This is a genomic window from Paenibacillus sp. 1A_MP2, assembly GCF_052244825.1.
Taxonomy (GTDB): domain Bacteria; phylum Bacillota; class Bacilli; order Paenibacillales; family Paenibacillaceae; genus Paenibacillus; species Paenibacillus vandeheii.
The window spans coordinates 20,461-33,493 of sequence record NZ_JBQQCS010000001.1 but is presented as its reverse complement, the minus strand read 5'-3'; the positions used below and the strand labels follow the sequence as shown (position 1 = coordinate 33,493).

The following is a 13,033-nucleotide window of genomic DNA, read 5'->3' as shown; positions in this document are numbered from 1 at the left end:
CGAATGGGAGCGACTTTTGGCTTTGCGTAAGCAAAACAAGGGAAGCGAGCAGTCGAAACCGGAGCGAGTATGGTTAAGCTACTAAGAGCACACGGAGGATGCCTAGGCGCTAGGAGCCGATGAAGGACGTGGCGAACAACGAAACTGCCTCGGGGAGCTGTAAGCAAGCTTTGATCCGGGGGTGTCCGAATGGGGAAACCCAGCTGGGGTAATTTCCAGTTACTCACAACTGAATACATAGGTTGTGTAGAGGCATACCAAGGGAACTGAAACATCTAAGTACCTTGAGGAAGAGAAAACAATAGTGATTCCGTCAGTAGCGGCGAGCGAACGCGGAGAAGCCCAAACCAGAGAGCTTGCTCTTTGGGGTTGTGGGACGTCTCACATGGAGTTACAAAGGAACCGGTTAAGCGAAGAGGTCTGGAAAGGCCCGCCAAAGAAGGTAAAAGCCCTGTAGTTGAAAGTCTGTTCCCTCCGAGACGGATCCCGAGTAGTGCGGGGCACGTGAAACCCCGTATGAATCCGGCAGGACCATCTGCCAAGGCTAAATACTTCCTAGCGACCGATAGTGAAGCAGTACCGTGAGGGAAAGGTGAAAAGCACCCGGAAGGGGAGTGAAATAGAACCTGAAACCGTGTGCTTACAAAAAGTCAGAGCCCGTTTTAGGGGTGATGGCGTGCCTTTGTAGAATGAACCGGCGAGTTACGTTCCCGTGCAAGGTTAAGGTGAAGAGCCGGAGCCGCAGCGAAAGCGAGTCTGAATCAGGGCGACTTAGTACGTGGACGTAGACCCGAAACCGGGTGATCTACCCCTGTCCAGGGTGAAGGTGCGGTAACACGCACTGGAGGCCCGAACCCACGCATGTTGAAAAATGCGGGGATGAGGTGGGGGTAGCGGAGAAATTCCAATCGAACTCGGAGATAGCTGGTTCTCCCCGAAATAGCTTTAGGGCTAGCCTCGGAAAACAGAGTCGTGGAGGTAGAGCACTGATTGGGTGCGGGGCCGCAAGGGTTACCAAGCTCAGTCAAACTCCGAATGCCATAGACTTACTTCCGGGAGTCAGACAGTGAGTGCTAAGATCCATTGTCAAAAGGGAAACAGCCCAGACCATCAGCTAAGGTCCCCAAGTGTGTGTTAAGTGGGAAAGGATGTGGAGTTGCACAGACAACCAGGATGTTGGCTTAGAAGCAGCCACCATTGAAAGAGTGCGTAATAGCTCACTGGTCGAGTGACTCTGCGCCGAAAATGTAACGGGGCTAAACACACCACCGAAGCTATGGCTTGATGCTTTGCATCAGGGGTAGGGGAGCGTTGTATAAGGGTTGAAGGTGTACCGTAAGGAGCGCTGGACATTATACAAGTGAGAATGCCGGTATGAGTAACGAAAAGATCAGTGAGAATCTGATCCGCCGAAAGCCTAAGGGTTCCTGAGGAAGGCTCGTCCGCTCAGGGTAAGTCGGGACCTAAGGCGAGGCCGAAAGGCGTAGTCGAAGGACAACAGGTCGAAATTCCTGTACCACCGTAAGCCGTTATGAGCAATGGGGGGACGCAGCAGGGTAGTGACGCGGACTGATGGATGTCCGTCTAAGCAGTGAGGCTGATGTGTAGGCAAATCCGCACATCGTAAGGCTGGACTGTGATGGGGAGCGAAAATTATAGTAGCGAAGGTCATGATCTCACACTGCCAAGAAAAGCCTCTAGCCAGGTGATGGTGCCCGTACCGCAAACCGACACAGGTAGGCGAGAAGAGAATTCTAAGGCGCGCGGAAGAACTCTCGTTAAGGAACTCGGCAAAATGACCCCGTAACTTCGGGAGAGGGATGCCGGTAGTGTGAATAGCGCGAGGGGGCCGCAGTGAAAAGGCCCAAGCGACTGTTTAGCAAAAACACAGGTCTGTGCGAAGCCGTAAGGCGAAGTATACGGGCTGACGCCTGCCCGGTGCTGGAAGGTTAAGGGGAGCGGTTAGGAGCAATCCGAAGCTGTGAACCGAAGCCCCAGTAAACGGCGGCCGTAACTATAACGGTCCTAAGGTAGCGAAATTCCTTGTCAGGTAAATTCTGACCCGCACGAATGGCGTAACGACTTGGGCGCTGTCTCAACGAGAGATCCGGTGAAATTTTAATACCTGTGAAGATGCAGGTTACCCGCGACAAGACGGAAAGACCCCATGGAGCTTTACTGCAGCTTGATATTGAATTTGGGTACGATCTGTACAGGATAGGTGGGAGCCTACGAAGCATGAGCGCCAGCTTGTGTGGAGGCACCGTTGGGATACCACCCTGATCGTATCTAGGTTCTAACCTGGTACCGTAATCCGGTGCGGGGACAGTGTCAGGTGGGCAGTTTGACTGGGGCGGTCGCCTCCTAAAGAGTAACGGAGGCGCCCAAAGGTTCCCTCAGAATGGTTGGAAATCATTCGAAGAGTGCAAAGGCATAAGGGAGCTTGACTGCGAGACCTACAAGTCGAGCAGGGACGAAAGTCGGGCTTAGTGATCCGGTGGTACCGCATGGAAGGGCCATCGCTCAACGGATAAAAGCTACCCTGGGGATAACAGGCTTATCTCCCCAAGAGTCCACATCGACGGGGAGGTTTGGCACCTCGATGTCGGCTCATCGCATCCTGGGGCTGAAGTAGGTCCCAAGGGTTGGGCTGTTCGCCCATTAAAGCGGTACGCGAGCTGGGTTCAGAACGTCGTGAGACAGTTCGGTCCCTATCTGTCGTGGGCGTAGGAAATTTGAGAGGAGCTGTCCTTAGTACGAGAGGACCGGGATGGACGTACCGCTGGTGTACCAGTTGTTCCGCCAGGAGCACCGCTGGGTAGCTATGTACGGAAGGGATAAGCGCTGAAAGCATCTAAGCGTGAAGCCCCCTCAAGATGAGATTTCCCAGTATGTAAGACCCCTTGAAGACGACGAGGTAGATAGGCTGGGGGTGGAAGTGCAGCAATGCATGGAGCTGACCAGTACTAATCGGTCGAGGGCTTATCCAAGATATGCAGGTTGTACATCGCAAATTTCGTTTCGGATCTAGTTTTCAGAGAATAAACTCTGAAATGTAAGGCTAAGCTATGCGTTTGGTGGCGATGGCGGAGGGGTTCCACACGTACCCATCCCGAACACGACCGTTAAGCCCTCTAGCGCCGATGGTACTTGGACCGCAGGGTCCTGGGAGAGTAGGACGCCGCCAAGCGAAACCCCTTTGGGGTATTTTTTTTCGATATTTTCATAAGGGCCCTTAGCTCAGTTGGTTAGAGCGCACCTCTGATAAGGGTGAGGCCGGTGGTTCGAGTCCACCAGGGCCCATAGTAATACCAGATGTACTAAAGTGTATGGGGCCATAGCTCAGCTGGGAGAGCGCCTGCCTTGCAAGCAGGAGGTCAGCGGTTCGATCCCGCTTGGCTCCACCATTCCCTGATAGCTCAGTTGGTAGAGCACTCGACTGTTAATCGAGTTGTCACAGGTTCGAGTCCTGTTCGGGGAGCCATTAAGGCCCGTTGGTCAAGGGGTTAAGACACCTCCCTTTCACGGAGGTAACAGGGGTTCGAATCCCCTACGGGTCATAAATATGGAGGCTTAGCTCAGCTGGGAGAGCATCTGCCTTACAAGCAGAGGGTCGGGGGTTCGAACCCCTCAGCCTCCACCATATAGATTTTAAATAACGACGCGGGGTGGAGCAGCCCGGTAGCTCGTCGGGCTCATAACCCGAAGGCCGCAGGTTCAAATCCTGCCCCCGCAATTATACTTTCTTTTAAGAAAGTGATCTGGAACCGTGGTGTAGTTGGCCTAACATGCCTGCCTGTCACGCAGGAGATCGCGGGTTCGAATCCCGTCGGTTCCGCCATCTTGATTTTGCTTCAGGGATGAGAATCCGTTTTTGGGTTCGTCGGAGCATTCACTTCGAGAGCATCAGCTTCGCAGTCTCGAACGAAGTGAGAGTATCCCGTCGGTTCCGCCATTTATAAGGCTCGGTAGCTCAGTCGGTAGAGCAGAGGACTGAAAATCCTCGTGTCGGCGGTTCGATTCCGTCCCGAGCCACCATTTTCATCATGATTGGATACGCCGGTGTAGCTCAACTGGTAGAGCAACTGACTTGTAATCAGTAGGTTGGGGGTTCAAGTCCTCTCGCCGGCACCATGTAATTCTGGAGGATTAGCGAAGCGGCCAAACGCATCAGACTGTAAATCTGCTCCCGTACGGGTTCGGTGGTTCGAATCCATCATCCTCCACCAGTTTCTATGAGTCATTAGCTCAGTTGGTAGAGCACCTGACTTTTAATCAGGGTGTCGAAGGTTCGAGCCCTTCATGACTCACCATCATATGCGCGTGTGGCGGAATTGGCAGACGCACTAGACTTAGGATCTAGCGTCTTTGACGTGGGGGTTCAAGTCCCTCCACGCGCATCCTTTATAAGCGGACGTGGCTCAGCGGTAGAGCATCGCCTTGCCAAGGCGAGGGTCGCGGGTTCGATTCCCGTCGTCCGCTCCAATATTTGCGCCCTTAGCTCAGCTGGATAGAGCGTTTGACTACGAATCAAAAGGCCGGGAGTTCGAATCTCTCAGGGCGCGCCATTATAACTTCATATGCCGGCGTGGCGGAATGGCAGACGCGCTCGACTCAAAATCGAGTGGGAAACCGTGGAGGTTCGAGTCCTCTCGCCGGTATAGATAACGGGATGTAGCTCAGCTTGGTAGAGCACCTGGTTTGGGACCAGGGGGTCGCATGTTCAAATCGTGTCATCCCGATTTTTACATGCGGGTGTAGTTCAATGGTAGAACTTTAGCCTTCCAAGCTAATAGCGTGGGTTCGATTCCCATCACCCGCTTTGTAAGTTGTAACGCCTGAAACCCTTGCCCACCAAGGGTTTTTTGTTTACCCAAAATTCGACATACGACTAGACTATTTTTGTTCATGGGGCAGGTCATGGGGCAAATCGCAACTTTTTAGGATCAAACACCTCTAAACGGTCTGCGGCGTCTCTGGAGACCATCTCAGACTGATGCGTGTAGATATCGGCTGTCGTTCCGATCTTGGTATGCCGCAATCGTTCCTGCATAGTCTTGAGATCCGCGCCGCTTTCTCTGAGCAACATGGCTGCCGTGTGTCGCAACCCATGTAGTTTGACATGTGGAATGCCCTTCTTCTGTAAAAACTTCCTCCAGGTGCTTGTGGGGGTCGTAGGGAAGTACATAATTCCTTTCCCGCCATGGAATACATATGATTTATTCTCTCCAGCCCAATCTTTGCATTGGAATTTCTCTTTCTTCCATAATCGTTCGTACTCCTTGAGCTGAGCCATGTACCACTTCGGCATAGCTACCCAACCCTCGGACTCTTCTGTCTTCACTTCGCCTTCAATCTTTTTGCCTTCTTTATCAAATGTGATTTGCTTATCGATCCAGATGGCATTCCGAACATAATCTACATCAGGCCATTCTACGGCCAAGTATTCGCCCCGTCTGAAGCCGCCAAGAAGCGAGCCAGTGTAATAGAGTCTCCACCTATCCGGGAGGTCATATAGAGCCAGGAGGACCGATTCTGTCTCTGAGGTATCGAATGCCTTTTTAACCCCACGCATGGCTTTCTTTTCTTTCTTACTGGTTCGTGGACGCTGAACACCATCCATTGGATTTTTCGCGATCAGCTCCCACTCATGAGCAGCGTCAAACACAGACTTGACCGCTTTGTAGATATTCAATTTCGAATTAGTGGCGAACTCTTTGCCATTCTCGCGCCGTAACTCTCCGAAGAAGGTGACAAGGTACAGGGTTGTTATTTTACTGATTTTCAGGTGGCCAAACTCTGGAACTACATATTTGTTCAGATTGTAGAGGTTCACGTTCTGCGTGTATTCGCCCATGTTTTGCGTGGCATAGCCCTTTTCCCATTTGGGGATGAAACTCTCAAATGTAATATCCTCCTGCTTAACAACCTCCCCGCCTATTACTTTTTCACTCCATTTAGCCTCTTCAAGCGCAAGCCAGGATTCTTTTTTCTTTTCCGACTTTGATCGTGCAATCTCCTCAGGCATATACACGGTAACAGACCTTTTCGGTCTGGATGCCTTTGAGGGGTCTCGCTCGACAATTTTGTACTTGTTGCCTACCAGATGTTCACTCCAAGCCATTTCATTCTTCCTTTCTAGTTTGTCATCGATCTGTTTTGCTTCCAATTACATGAAAACCACCTCCTTTAAAGAACGTATGTTCTGTTTTTGGGTATGAGAAGCCCGTTGTGATGGGCCATCACGAGAGATGTTAAACGGTGGATTCAATTACTCCTAGCGGATCAAAAAAGATGATATGTCGCTCATCTGCTCTAAGCGATAGACCGAACTTCTCGGTATAGCGATCAATGGCAGCCTGAAGAAACTCTTCCGTCACCCCCAGGTATTCGGCAAGATCATAGCGACCTGAAATTCGGGCATGATGGGCCTGGACGATGCCCTCAAGGGGAATCATGCATTGGTAGGCCCATTGTCTGGCACGAAGTTCTTGCTTTCGTTTATGTATGATATTCTGATCAAGAATATCGCCGAAGCTCGTGTGATGGTGCCCGAGTTCTTCTGCAAGTATGCAGGTTTTTTCGATGATAGTAGAGATTCGCTTATCTATAAGAATTAACCCGTCTGCGTAGAAGCCCTTGCTTCTGCCTCGTAAGGGCTTCTCGACGATATCGACGTCTGACACACAAGCCTCAGCGCATAGTTTTTCGTAGTTGTAGGCTACCATCACGTCACTCCTTGTTCTTTTTAAGCTGCCTTCTTAGTTTCACCAGTTCTTTGAATTCCTCAATGTCTTCCAACTCCTCCAGAGTCCAATCATCGCCATCGTGATGTGCGGCAATTGTTTGAATTTCACCTACTCCGAGTTCTGACTCGTATTTATCGAGCAAATCATAACCGTTCTCAAGAAATTTCTTAAGGGGAAGAACATCTGTCCAGCTTCCTCTCTCTCGGCTAATATGAACTTCATTGAAAAACTCAGTGTGGAGAGTAGCATAAAACCCATGGTCTCTGTAGTATTCAGCAAGTTCCTCAAATGCTCTTTTTCGAGCAACCGATATTTGACGCTCACTTAAATATCCTGCCGCTTCAAGGAAATCATCTTCTGTGAAGAGAATGGAGTTTTGGTTCTGCGCAGCGATCCGCTTAACAGTCTCAAGGGCTGGTCTGCCATAGGTGTACCCTAAGCAAATTCTAATTAACTCGTTATGGTCTACTCCAGTTTCTGAAACGAATTCAGTAATTGTCCGATTACCTTTTGCAATATTAGTGAGATTCGAAAATTTATCTGCATCAAATCCATACAGAATTCGATTAATAGAAACATTGAAATGCTTTGCGATCTTTTCAATTTTATCTATTGACGGGGAACTTTTTTCCCAATTATAGATAGATCCTCTGCCGAAACCCAACTCCTTTTCTACCCGTGGGATTGATGTTCCTTTTGCATCGCAAAGTGACTTGATATTTTCGACTATAGACACGTACAGACACCCTTTCAAAATAATTGACTGATTATTTACTAATTAATGTTGACTATTCGTAAATAATCGGTTATTGTTATTTCAACAGCTTAATTAATAGCAAAAAAGGCAATAAAAAACCAGAGGTCAGCAGACCCCGTACTAAAAATCGTTCCCCAACGACGCTTATTTTGTTATGCCTTCTTATGTGATATTAGCTTATTTTCAGTCGGTTGTCAATAATTAAGCTGTTATTTTACAAACCCTTACAAAGGAGGGGTGAAAAATGCCGCATTATACGGAGTTTGGAGCTGAAGCGAGAAAGATCATGTTCCAACGTAACATTAAAATGAAGGATCTTGCTGGTGAGCTCGGTGTCTCAGTTACTTACGTTTCCGAGATTCTTAAGGGAACACGTGAAGGAAAGAAGCAAAAACCTATGATCGCTAGGCTGCTGGGTATGGAAAGCGAAGTTTGCTAAACCCTAGTCAAGCGTACCTCTGACACAACTTGATATTCAATTAGTTCACTTAACAATGAAAGAAAGTGATAATTATGCCATCCACGGTGGGTTTTATTGAAGCGCTCCGAGTGGAGATCAAACAGGAACTGAGAGATGAGATCCTGGCCGAGCTTAAACCGACCCTCGAACAACTCTTATATGCTAATGTGTTTGACTTTGCTGAGGCTTGCCGGTATTTAAAAGTTTCGGACTCAACGTTACGGCGCATGGTCAAAGACGGCGATATCCCGTTCATTCGAAATCGGACATTAATTCACTTCCGCCAGATCGCTTTAGATAAATGGCTAGAAGCAAAGGAACAGTGAATCGGCATTAAATCCGTAGTAAATCTGTAGTAAATCCGTAGCGCCGGTGTAGTAAAGCTCAAATACACTCTATCTCGTAATAGGAAGGAGAGGCGATTACATGAATATTCGCACTGAAAACTGGCTCGGTCATGAAATTCGTTTTGTGGAAAAAGTGCCTGGCGATTGGTGGGCAGTATTGGCTGACGTTGCAAACGCACTTGGGCTAAAGGCGTTTAAAGTTAAACAGCGCTTATCCGACGATCTACTTTCAAAGTATACCGTCGAAGATTCATTAAGCCGAAAACAAGAAATGCTCATCGTCAACGAATACGGTATATATGAAACGGTGTTTGAAAGCCGTAAAAAGGAAGCAAAGGAGTTCAAACGCTGGGTATTCAGTATCATCAAAACACTTCGTCAATCTACTGGCCTTGAAGGATTTCAGGTGTTCCGAATGCTTGATAAGGATCACCAACGTTCAGCGATGGCGAATCTTTGCAAGACTATCAAGAATCCTGTTCAAGTTGATTTCATAAAAGCGAATACGATTGCCAATAAAGCAGTTTCAACTAAACATGGCCATTCGAAAATGGTCAAAAAGAATCACATGACCCCTGAGATGCTTGTAGATCGGCAGCCTATCCTTGATGAAACTGTTGAACTTATGGGCCTTGTGAGTAAATTTGATCTACCGATCAAGGTGAGTGAAACGATTTATGATCGGTATGCAACTTAAAATTATATCCTCTAACAACGAATAAAGGAGGCTAATAACTTGAACAAATCACCAAGCCTGGCACCGCCAGAAGTAATGGATTTCTGCGCTAGTCAGGAATGTGCATCTGAAATCGTAGATGGCCAAATCGCTGTACGACATGGCAAGGATCTGTACTGCAAGCTCAGCTGCATGGCGAAGTCCATCGGTGCTGTAACGATCACAGCAGGTGATCAAACGAAATATGGTGTATCGGGGTTTCTCGCTCCGGATGGTAAGTTCTATGACTGTGGTTACGGGAAGCACCGTGAGATGGCAATGAAATTGGTTGCCCAATATGGAGTCTTCTTCGATGGCGACAGCAACAAGGTTCCCAACTTCATCAAATTTGGCTGTAGCACATGGGCTGGTCCAGCAGGCGACTCAGCTTGCCACTGCTTCATGTGGGACGAGCCAACTCCGGAACAAGTGGAATGGCTGACTGCGAACCTTGACAAGCTGACCGGGAATCAACGACGGCGCATCTTGGCGGATCTGGACTTGTACGATATTGAAATTTCTGAAAGGAAAAACAGCTAATGAGTCGGACGAAGAAGAGTGCTTATGCAGTCTACCGGGGCGATGAGTTAATTGCTACGGGTAACGTTGATGAATGTGCGAAGGCGCTAGGTGTTTCTGCAGCGTACATTTACTGGCTGATAACTCCCACCGCGAAGAAACGACTTGCGAAGCGCGACAATCCAGATCAATGCATCGATGCCGTAAAAATTGATGACGATGACGAATGAGAGGAGGTGAGAATCTTGCCCTTGATGACAGAACAGCATTACAAAGCAGCATGTGCATTTTACTTGGCTCTTGCAAGTCAGATGCGTCGCAGTGGCCATGTAAAAGTCGCTACTCATGCAGACAAGCAGTACCGCACGTATCGTAATCGTCTGCACGCAAAAATGCAGCTGGAAGGCTCCTACCCCTTGTCAGCTGCACTTAATTAAAACACTCTACCGTCAGTTTACCACTGACAGAAAGGATTATGCAATGTTAAAAGCCACTGGTATTGTCCGCCGCATCGATGACCTGGGCCGTGTCGTTATTCCGAAAGAGCTTCGCCGGGTTCACGGTATCGAGGAAGGAGATCCGCTGGAATTCTTCGTGGATGGTGACAAGATCATCCTTCGCAGGTATCAACCAGGCTGCTTCTTCTGCGGAAATGATGAAAGTCTGAACTTATTCCATGGTAAGCAGATCTGTACACCTTGCATTAAGCAGGCAGCTGAGAATGTTCACTGACCTCTATAAATCAGATATCCCTTGGGATATTGTCACAGACGATAGCGGTAAGGTGATCGGTGAGGTGTACAAGCCTTTGCCGGTTCCGCCGCCAAGGAGGCGACAAGCTAAATGGGAAAGCAAGAACCCGTCCCAACAGAAATAAATCCAATGCAAGAAATAACCCTGATTTCTCACCGGCTACCTACCATTGTTCTTAATGACATCAATCGACGTATCGGTGACTGGCTAGCTTCTGGTGGCAATGAAACGGACCCTTATATTGAACAACAACTGCGATTTGCACGCAGATTCTTATCTGAATAAAGAAAGGTGACCGCCATGATCAAAATTAATAAGCTCGAAATCGAAAATGTAAAGCGCGTCAAAGCAGTAAAAATGGAGCCATCCAGTGCAGGGCTTACGCTCGTCGGTGGTCGGAATAACCAGGGCAAGACAAGCGTTCTGGATGCCATTGCATGGGCTCTTGGTGGAAATAAATATCGTCCTTCCCAAGCTAACCGTGAGGGATCGATGGTGGCACCTTATCTTCAACTCACCTTATCCAACGGACTGGTAGTCGAGCGGAAGGGTAAGAACTCTGACCTGAAGGTAATCGATCCGGATGGACAGAAAGGCGGTCAGCAACTTCTGGATAGCTTTGTGGAAGAGTTGGCCATTGATCTTCCCAAGTTCATGAATGCTACCAACAAAGAGAAGGCAAGCATTCTACTCCGGATCATCGGTGTGGGTGAACAGCTTCAGGCTTTCGAGAAGCAGGAACAGGAGGTTTACAGTCGTCGCCATACCATTGGCCAGATTGCAGACCAGAAAGCCAAATTTGCCAAAGAGCAGCCTTACTTCACAGATGCACCGAAGGAACCTGTCTCTGCTTCAGAGCTAATCAGTCAGCAACAGGAGATCCTGGCACGCAATGGCCAGAATCAACTCAAGCGACAACGTGTGACACAGATCCAGGCGGAGTTTGAGCAGCAAGGCCGTGAAGTCGTTCGGCTGACAGCAATCCTGAATGCTGCTCAGGAGAAATACACACAGCTGCAGACGGATCTGGGTATCGCTCAGAAAGACGCATTGGATCTGCATGACCAATCAACCACTGAGCTGGAACAGAATATTACTCAGATTGACGAGATTAACCGAAAAGTCCGAGCTAACCTGGACAAGGACAAGGCCGAGACAGACGCCAGCGATTACAGGGTTCAATATGAACAGTTGACCGCTCAGATCAACGAGATCCGAGATCAAAAGGCAGAACTGCTGAACAATGCGAATCTTCCGCTAGAAGGATTGTCAGTGGATGATGGTGAGCTGATCTACAACGGACAGCGCTGGGATAACATGAGTGGATCTGATCAGCTGAAGGTGTCCACAGCCATTGTTCGTAAGTTGAAGCCAGACTGTGGTTTCATTCTCCTGGACAAGCTCGAGCAAATGGATCTGCAGACGCTGAACGAGTTTGGTGCTTGGCTTGAGCAAGAGGGCCTGCAGGCCATCGCAACACGTGTCAGCACCGGAGATGAATGCAGCATTATTATCGAAGACGGCTATGTAGCTGGACAGGAGCAAGCGATCGCAACGGACGCCCCGCCTGCAGCTGAAACAAAAACATGGAAAGCAGGTGAGTTCTGATGCAAGTCATCAGTGGAAAAGTGCAGAAAGCAAAGAAGGTTGTCATCTATGGTCCCGAGGGAATCGGTAAATCATCTCTTGCAGGTCGCTTCCCGCGTCCCGTATTCATTGATACAGAAGGTTCCACAACAGAAATGGATGTCGATCGGGTACCCAAGCCCACAAGCTGGACCATGCTCAATGAGCAAGTCAGATGGGTATGGCAACAGGGAAATCGATTCGGCACTCTGATCATCGACACGATTGACTGGGCGGAGATGCTGGCTGTGAACAGTGTATGCGCGATTCACAACAAAAGTGGTGTCGAGGACTTCGGGTATGGCAAAGGATATGTATTCGTTGCCGAAGAAATTGGACGTTTCCTGAATCTCCTTCAGGATGTAGTCGATTCCGGAATCCATGTGGTGCTAACCGCTCATGCTCAAATCATCAAGTTTGAACAGCCTGATGAAATGGGAGCCTATGACCGGTACCAGCTCAAGCTCGGTGCCAAGACGGGAAGCCGTACAGCGCCACTCGTAAAAGAATGGGCTGACATGGTTTTGTTCATCAATTACAAGACATTCAGTGTGGCTGCCGATGAGAAAGGCAAGAAGCATAAGGCGCAAGGTGGTAGCCGAACCATGTACACAACTCACCATCCTGCATGGGATGCGAAGAACCGGCATGGACTCCCTGACGAGCTGCCGTTGGATTATGGCCATATTGCACACATCTTTGATGGCGTGGTACAACCTAGCACCTCTCAAGCGCCTGTCACTCCACCGCCAGTGAACACACCACCTGCAGCACCGCCGGCACAACCTGTTACACCGCCACCTGCCACTGTACAGACACCAGCGCCATCTGCTCCGGCACAGGTTGCAGATACAAGTCAGGGACTGAATCCGAACATCCCTGCATCGCTTCGCGATCTGATGTTGCAGTACCAGGTCACAGAAAATGATATTCAGATTGTGGTGAGCAATAAGGGGTACTACCCAATTGATACACCAATTGCCAACTATGACCCTGGGTTTGTGGATGGTGTCCTGGTAGGAGCTTGGCAACAAGTGTACGGCATGGTTCAAGATATGAACAAACAAATTCCGTTTTCATAAATTTTAATACACATTAGGAGGACTC

At 48.9% G+C, this 13,033-nt stretch carries 13 protein-coding genes, 17 tRNA genes and 2 rRNA genes; 29 read left to right on the top strand and 3 right to left on the bottom strand.

Features of this window, described 5'->3' with window-relative positions; genetic code table 11:
• The first annotated feature begins 71 nt into the window (after positions 1–71).
• The 19 genes from ACTWJ7_RS00320 (at position 72) to ACTWJ7_RS00230 (ending at position 4,822) form a co-directional block, all read left to right on the top strand.
• Positions 72–2,990 (top strand): 23S ribosomal RNA (locus ACTWJ7_RS00320).
• Positions 2,991–3,073: 83 nt separating this feature from the next.
• A 5S ribosomal RNA gene (gene rrf / locus ACTWJ7_RS00315) occupies positions 3,074–3,190 on the top strand.
• Between the two features lie 39 nt (positions 3,191–3,229).
• Positions 3,230–3,303 (top strand) — tRNA-Ile (locus ACTWJ7_RS00310).
• Positions 3,304–3,331: 28 nt separating this feature from the next.
• A tRNA-Ala gene (locus tag ACTWJ7_RS00305) sits at positions 3,332–3,407 on the top strand.
• Position 3,408: 1 nt separating this feature from the next.
• Positions 3,409–3,484: transfer RNA gene (locus ACTWJ7_RS00300), tRNA-Asn, on the top strand.
• Between the two features lie 4 nt (positions 3,485–3,488).
• Positions 3,489–3,560, top strand: a tRNA-Glu gene (locus ACTWJ7_RS00295).
• Between the two features lie 7 nt (positions 3,561–3,567).
• Positions 3,568–3,643: transfer RNA gene (locus tag ACTWJ7_RS00290), tRNA-Val, on the top strand.
• Positions 3,644–3,662: 19 nt separating this feature from the next.
• Positions 3,663–3,736, top strand: a tRNA-Met gene (locus ACTWJ7_RS00285).
• Between the two features lie 27 nt (positions 3,737–3,763).
• A tRNA-Asp gene (locus tag ACTWJ7_RS00280) sits at positions 3,764–3,841 on the top strand.
• A 121-nt stretch (positions 3,842–3,962) separates the two neighbouring features.
• Positions 3,963–4,038: transfer RNA gene (locus ACTWJ7_RS00275), tRNA-Phe, on the top strand.
• 20 nt (positions 4,039–4,058) lie between these two features.
• A tRNA-Thr gene (locus ACTWJ7_RS00270) sits at positions 4,059–4,134 on the top strand.
• 9 nt (positions 4,135–4,143) lie between these two features.
• Positions 4,144–4,229 (top strand) — tRNA-Tyr (locus ACTWJ7_RS00265).
• An 8-nt stretch (positions 4,230–4,237) separates the two neighbouring features.
• Positions 4,238–4,313, top strand: a tRNA-Lys gene (locus ACTWJ7_RS00260).
• A gap of 6 nt (positions 4,314–4,319) precedes the next feature.
• Positions 4,320–4,400, top strand: a tRNA-Leu gene (locus tag ACTWJ7_RS00255).
• A gap of 10 nt (positions 4,401–4,410) precedes the next feature.
• A tRNA-Gly gene (locus tag ACTWJ7_RS00250) sits at positions 4,411–4,485 on the top strand.
• Positions 4,486–4,491: 6 nt separating this feature from the next.
• Positions 4,492–4,568 (top strand) — tRNA-Arg (locus ACTWJ7_RS00245).
• Between the two features lie 14 nt (positions 4,569–4,582).
• Positions 4,583–4,661, top strand: a tRNA-Leu gene (locus tag ACTWJ7_RS00240).
• A gap of 7 nt (positions 4,662–4,668) precedes the next feature.
• A tRNA-Pro gene (locus ACTWJ7_RS00235) sits at positions 4,669–4,742 on the top strand.
• Between the two features lie 9 nt (positions 4,743–4,751).
• Positions 4,752–4,822: transfer RNA gene (locus ACTWJ7_RS00230), tRNA-Gly, on the top strand.
• A 96-nt stretch (positions 4,823–4,918) separates the two neighbouring features.
• Here ACTWJ7_RS00230 and ACTWJ7_RS00225 read toward each other — a convergent pair.
• From ACTWJ7_RS00225 to ACTWJ7_RS00215, 3 genes are all read right to left on the bottom strand, one after another.
• A complete protein-coding gene (locus tag ACTWJ7_RS00225) occupies positions 4,919–6,169 on the bottom strand; it encodes a tyrosine-type recombinase/integrase (protein ID WP_443145046.1) in 1,251 nt (416 codons plus the stop codon).
• A gap of 85 nt (positions 6,170–6,254) precedes the next feature.
• Positions 6,255–6,728, bottom strand: coding sequence for an ImmA/IrrE family metallo-endopeptidase (locus ACTWJ7_RS00220; RefSeq protein WP_443145045.1), 474 nt, complete (start codon positions 6,726–6,728; stop codon positions 6,255–6,257).
• Positions 6,729–6,732: 4 nt separating this feature from the next.
• Positions 6,733–7,485 carry a helix-turn-helix domain-containing protein gene (locus ACTWJ7_RS00215; RefSeq protein ID WP_443145044.1) on the bottom strand — a complete coding sequence of 251 codons (753 nt, stop codon included), beginning with the start codon at positions 7,483–7,485 and terminating at the stop codon, positions 6,733–6,735.
• A gap of 265 nt (positions 7,486–7,750) precedes the next feature.
• Here ACTWJ7_RS00215 and ACTWJ7_RS00210 point away from each other — a divergent pair, with 265 nt between their 5' ends.
• The 10 genes from ACTWJ7_RS00210 to ACTWJ7_RS00165 all read left to right on the top strand — a co-directional run bounded on the left by ACTWJ7_RS00210 (position 7,751) and on the right by ACTWJ7_RS00165 (position 13,008).
• Positions 7,751–7,945 (top strand): helix-turn-helix domain-containing protein, encoded by a 195-nt coding sequence (locus ACTWJ7_RS00210; protein WP_405154747.1) that lies wholly within the window; start codon positions 7,751–7,753, stop codon positions 7,943–7,945.
• A 74-nt stretch (positions 7,946–8,019) separates the two neighbouring features.
• A complete protein-coding gene (locus ACTWJ7_RS00205) occupies positions 8,020–8,292 on the top strand; it encodes a helix-turn-helix domain-containing protein (RefSeq protein ID WP_443145043.1) in 273 nt (90 codons plus the stop codon).
• Positions 8,293–8,392: 100 nt separating this feature from the next.
• Positions 8,393–9,010, top strand: coding sequence for a BRO-N domain-containing protein (locus tag ACTWJ7_RS00200; RefSeq protein ID WP_443145042.1), 618 nt, complete (start codon positions 8,393–8,395; stop codon positions 9,008–9,010).
• Positions 9,011–9,049: 39 nt separating this feature from the next.
• Positions 9,050–9,568 carry a hypothetical protein gene (locus ACTWJ7_RS00195; protein WP_443145041.1) on the top strand — a complete coding sequence of 173 codons (519 nt, stop codon included), beginning with the start codon at positions 9,050–9,052 and terminating at the stop codon, positions 9,566–9,568.
• Entirely contained in the window at positions 9,568–9,777 is a 210-nt protein-coding gene (locus ACTWJ7_RS00190; protein ID WP_443145040.1) for a hypothetical protein, read from the top strand. Before ACTWJ7_RS00195 ends, ACTWJ7_RS00190 begins: the two co-directional genes overlap by 1 nt.
• Before the next feature lie 15 nt (positions 9,778–9,792).
• Positions 9,793–9,984, top strand: coding sequence for a hypothetical protein (locus tag ACTWJ7_RS00185; protein ID WP_278297921.1), 192 nt, complete (start codon positions 9,793–9,795; stop codon positions 9,982–9,984).
• Between the two features lie 43 nt (positions 9,985–10,027).
• Positions 10,028–10,279: an AbrB/MazE/SpoVT family DNA-binding domain-containing protein gene (locus tag ACTWJ7_RS00180; protein WP_301880982.1), complete on the top strand. Its 252-nt coding sequence runs from the start codon at positions 10,028–10,030 to the stop codon at positions 10,277–10,279.
• A gap of 150 nt (positions 10,280–10,429) precedes the next feature.
• Positions 10,430–10,585: a DUF6877 family protein gene (locus tag ACTWJ7_RS00175; RefSeq protein WP_443146323.1), complete on the top strand. Its 156-nt coding sequence runs from the start codon at positions 10,430–10,432 to the stop codon at positions 10,583–10,585.
• Positions 10,586–10,600: 15 nt separating this feature from the next.
• Positions 10,601–11,908, top strand: a complete 1,308-nt coding sequence (locus ACTWJ7_RS00170) for an AAA family ATPase (RefSeq protein ID WP_076328793.1) — start codon at positions 10,601–10,603, stop codon at positions 11,906–11,908.
• Positions 11,908–13,008, top strand: coding sequence for an ATP-binding protein (locus tag ACTWJ7_RS00165; protein ID WP_443145039.1), 1,101 nt, complete (start codon positions 11,908–11,910; stop codon positions 13,006–13,008). The genes ACTWJ7_RS00170 and ACTWJ7_RS00165 overlap by 1 nt, the downstream gene beginning before the upstream one ends.
• Positions 13,009–13,033 lie beyond the last annotated feature (25 nt).

Excerpts from the sequence above, each read along its gene's own strand:
- ACTWJ7_RS00220 (WP_443145045.1), bottom strand. The coding sequence starts at position 6,728 with ATGGTAGCCTACAACTACGAAAAACTATGCGCTGAGGCTTGTGTGTCA.
- ACTWJ7_RS00210 (WP_405154747.1), top strand. The coding sequence starts at position 7,751 with ATGCCGCATTATACGGAGTTTGGAGCTGAAGCGAGAAAGATCATGTTC.
- ACTWJ7_RS00205 (WP_443145043.1), top strand. The coding sequence starts at position 8,020 with ATGCCATCCACGGTGGGTTTTATTGAAGCGCTCCGAGTGGAGATCAAA.
- ACTWJ7_RS00200 (WP_443145042.1), top strand. The coding sequence starts at position 8,393 with ATGAATATTCGCACTGAAAACTGGCTCGGTCATGAAATTCGTTTTGTG.
- ACTWJ7_RS00190 (WP_443145040.1), top strand. The coding sequence starts at position 9,568 with ATGAGTCGGACGAAGAAGAGTGCTTATGCAGTCTACCGGGGCGATGAG.
- ACTWJ7_RS00180 (WP_301880982.1), top strand. The coding sequence starts at position 10,028 with ATGTTAAAAGCCACTGGTATTGTCCGCCGCATCGATGACCTGGGCCGT.
- ACTWJ7_RS00175 (WP_443146323.1), top strand. The coding sequence starts at position 10,430 with ATGCAAGAAATAACCCTGATTTCTCACCGGCTACCTACCATTGTTCTT.
- ACTWJ7_RS00170 (WP_076328793.1), top strand. The coding sequence starts at position 10,601 with ATGATCAAAATTAATAAGCTCGAAATCGAAAATGTAAAGCGCGTCAAA.
- ACTWJ7_RS00165 (WP_443145039.1), top strand. The coding sequence starts at position 11,908 with ATGCAAGTCATCAGTGGAAAAGTGCAGAAAGCAAAGAAGGTTGTCATC.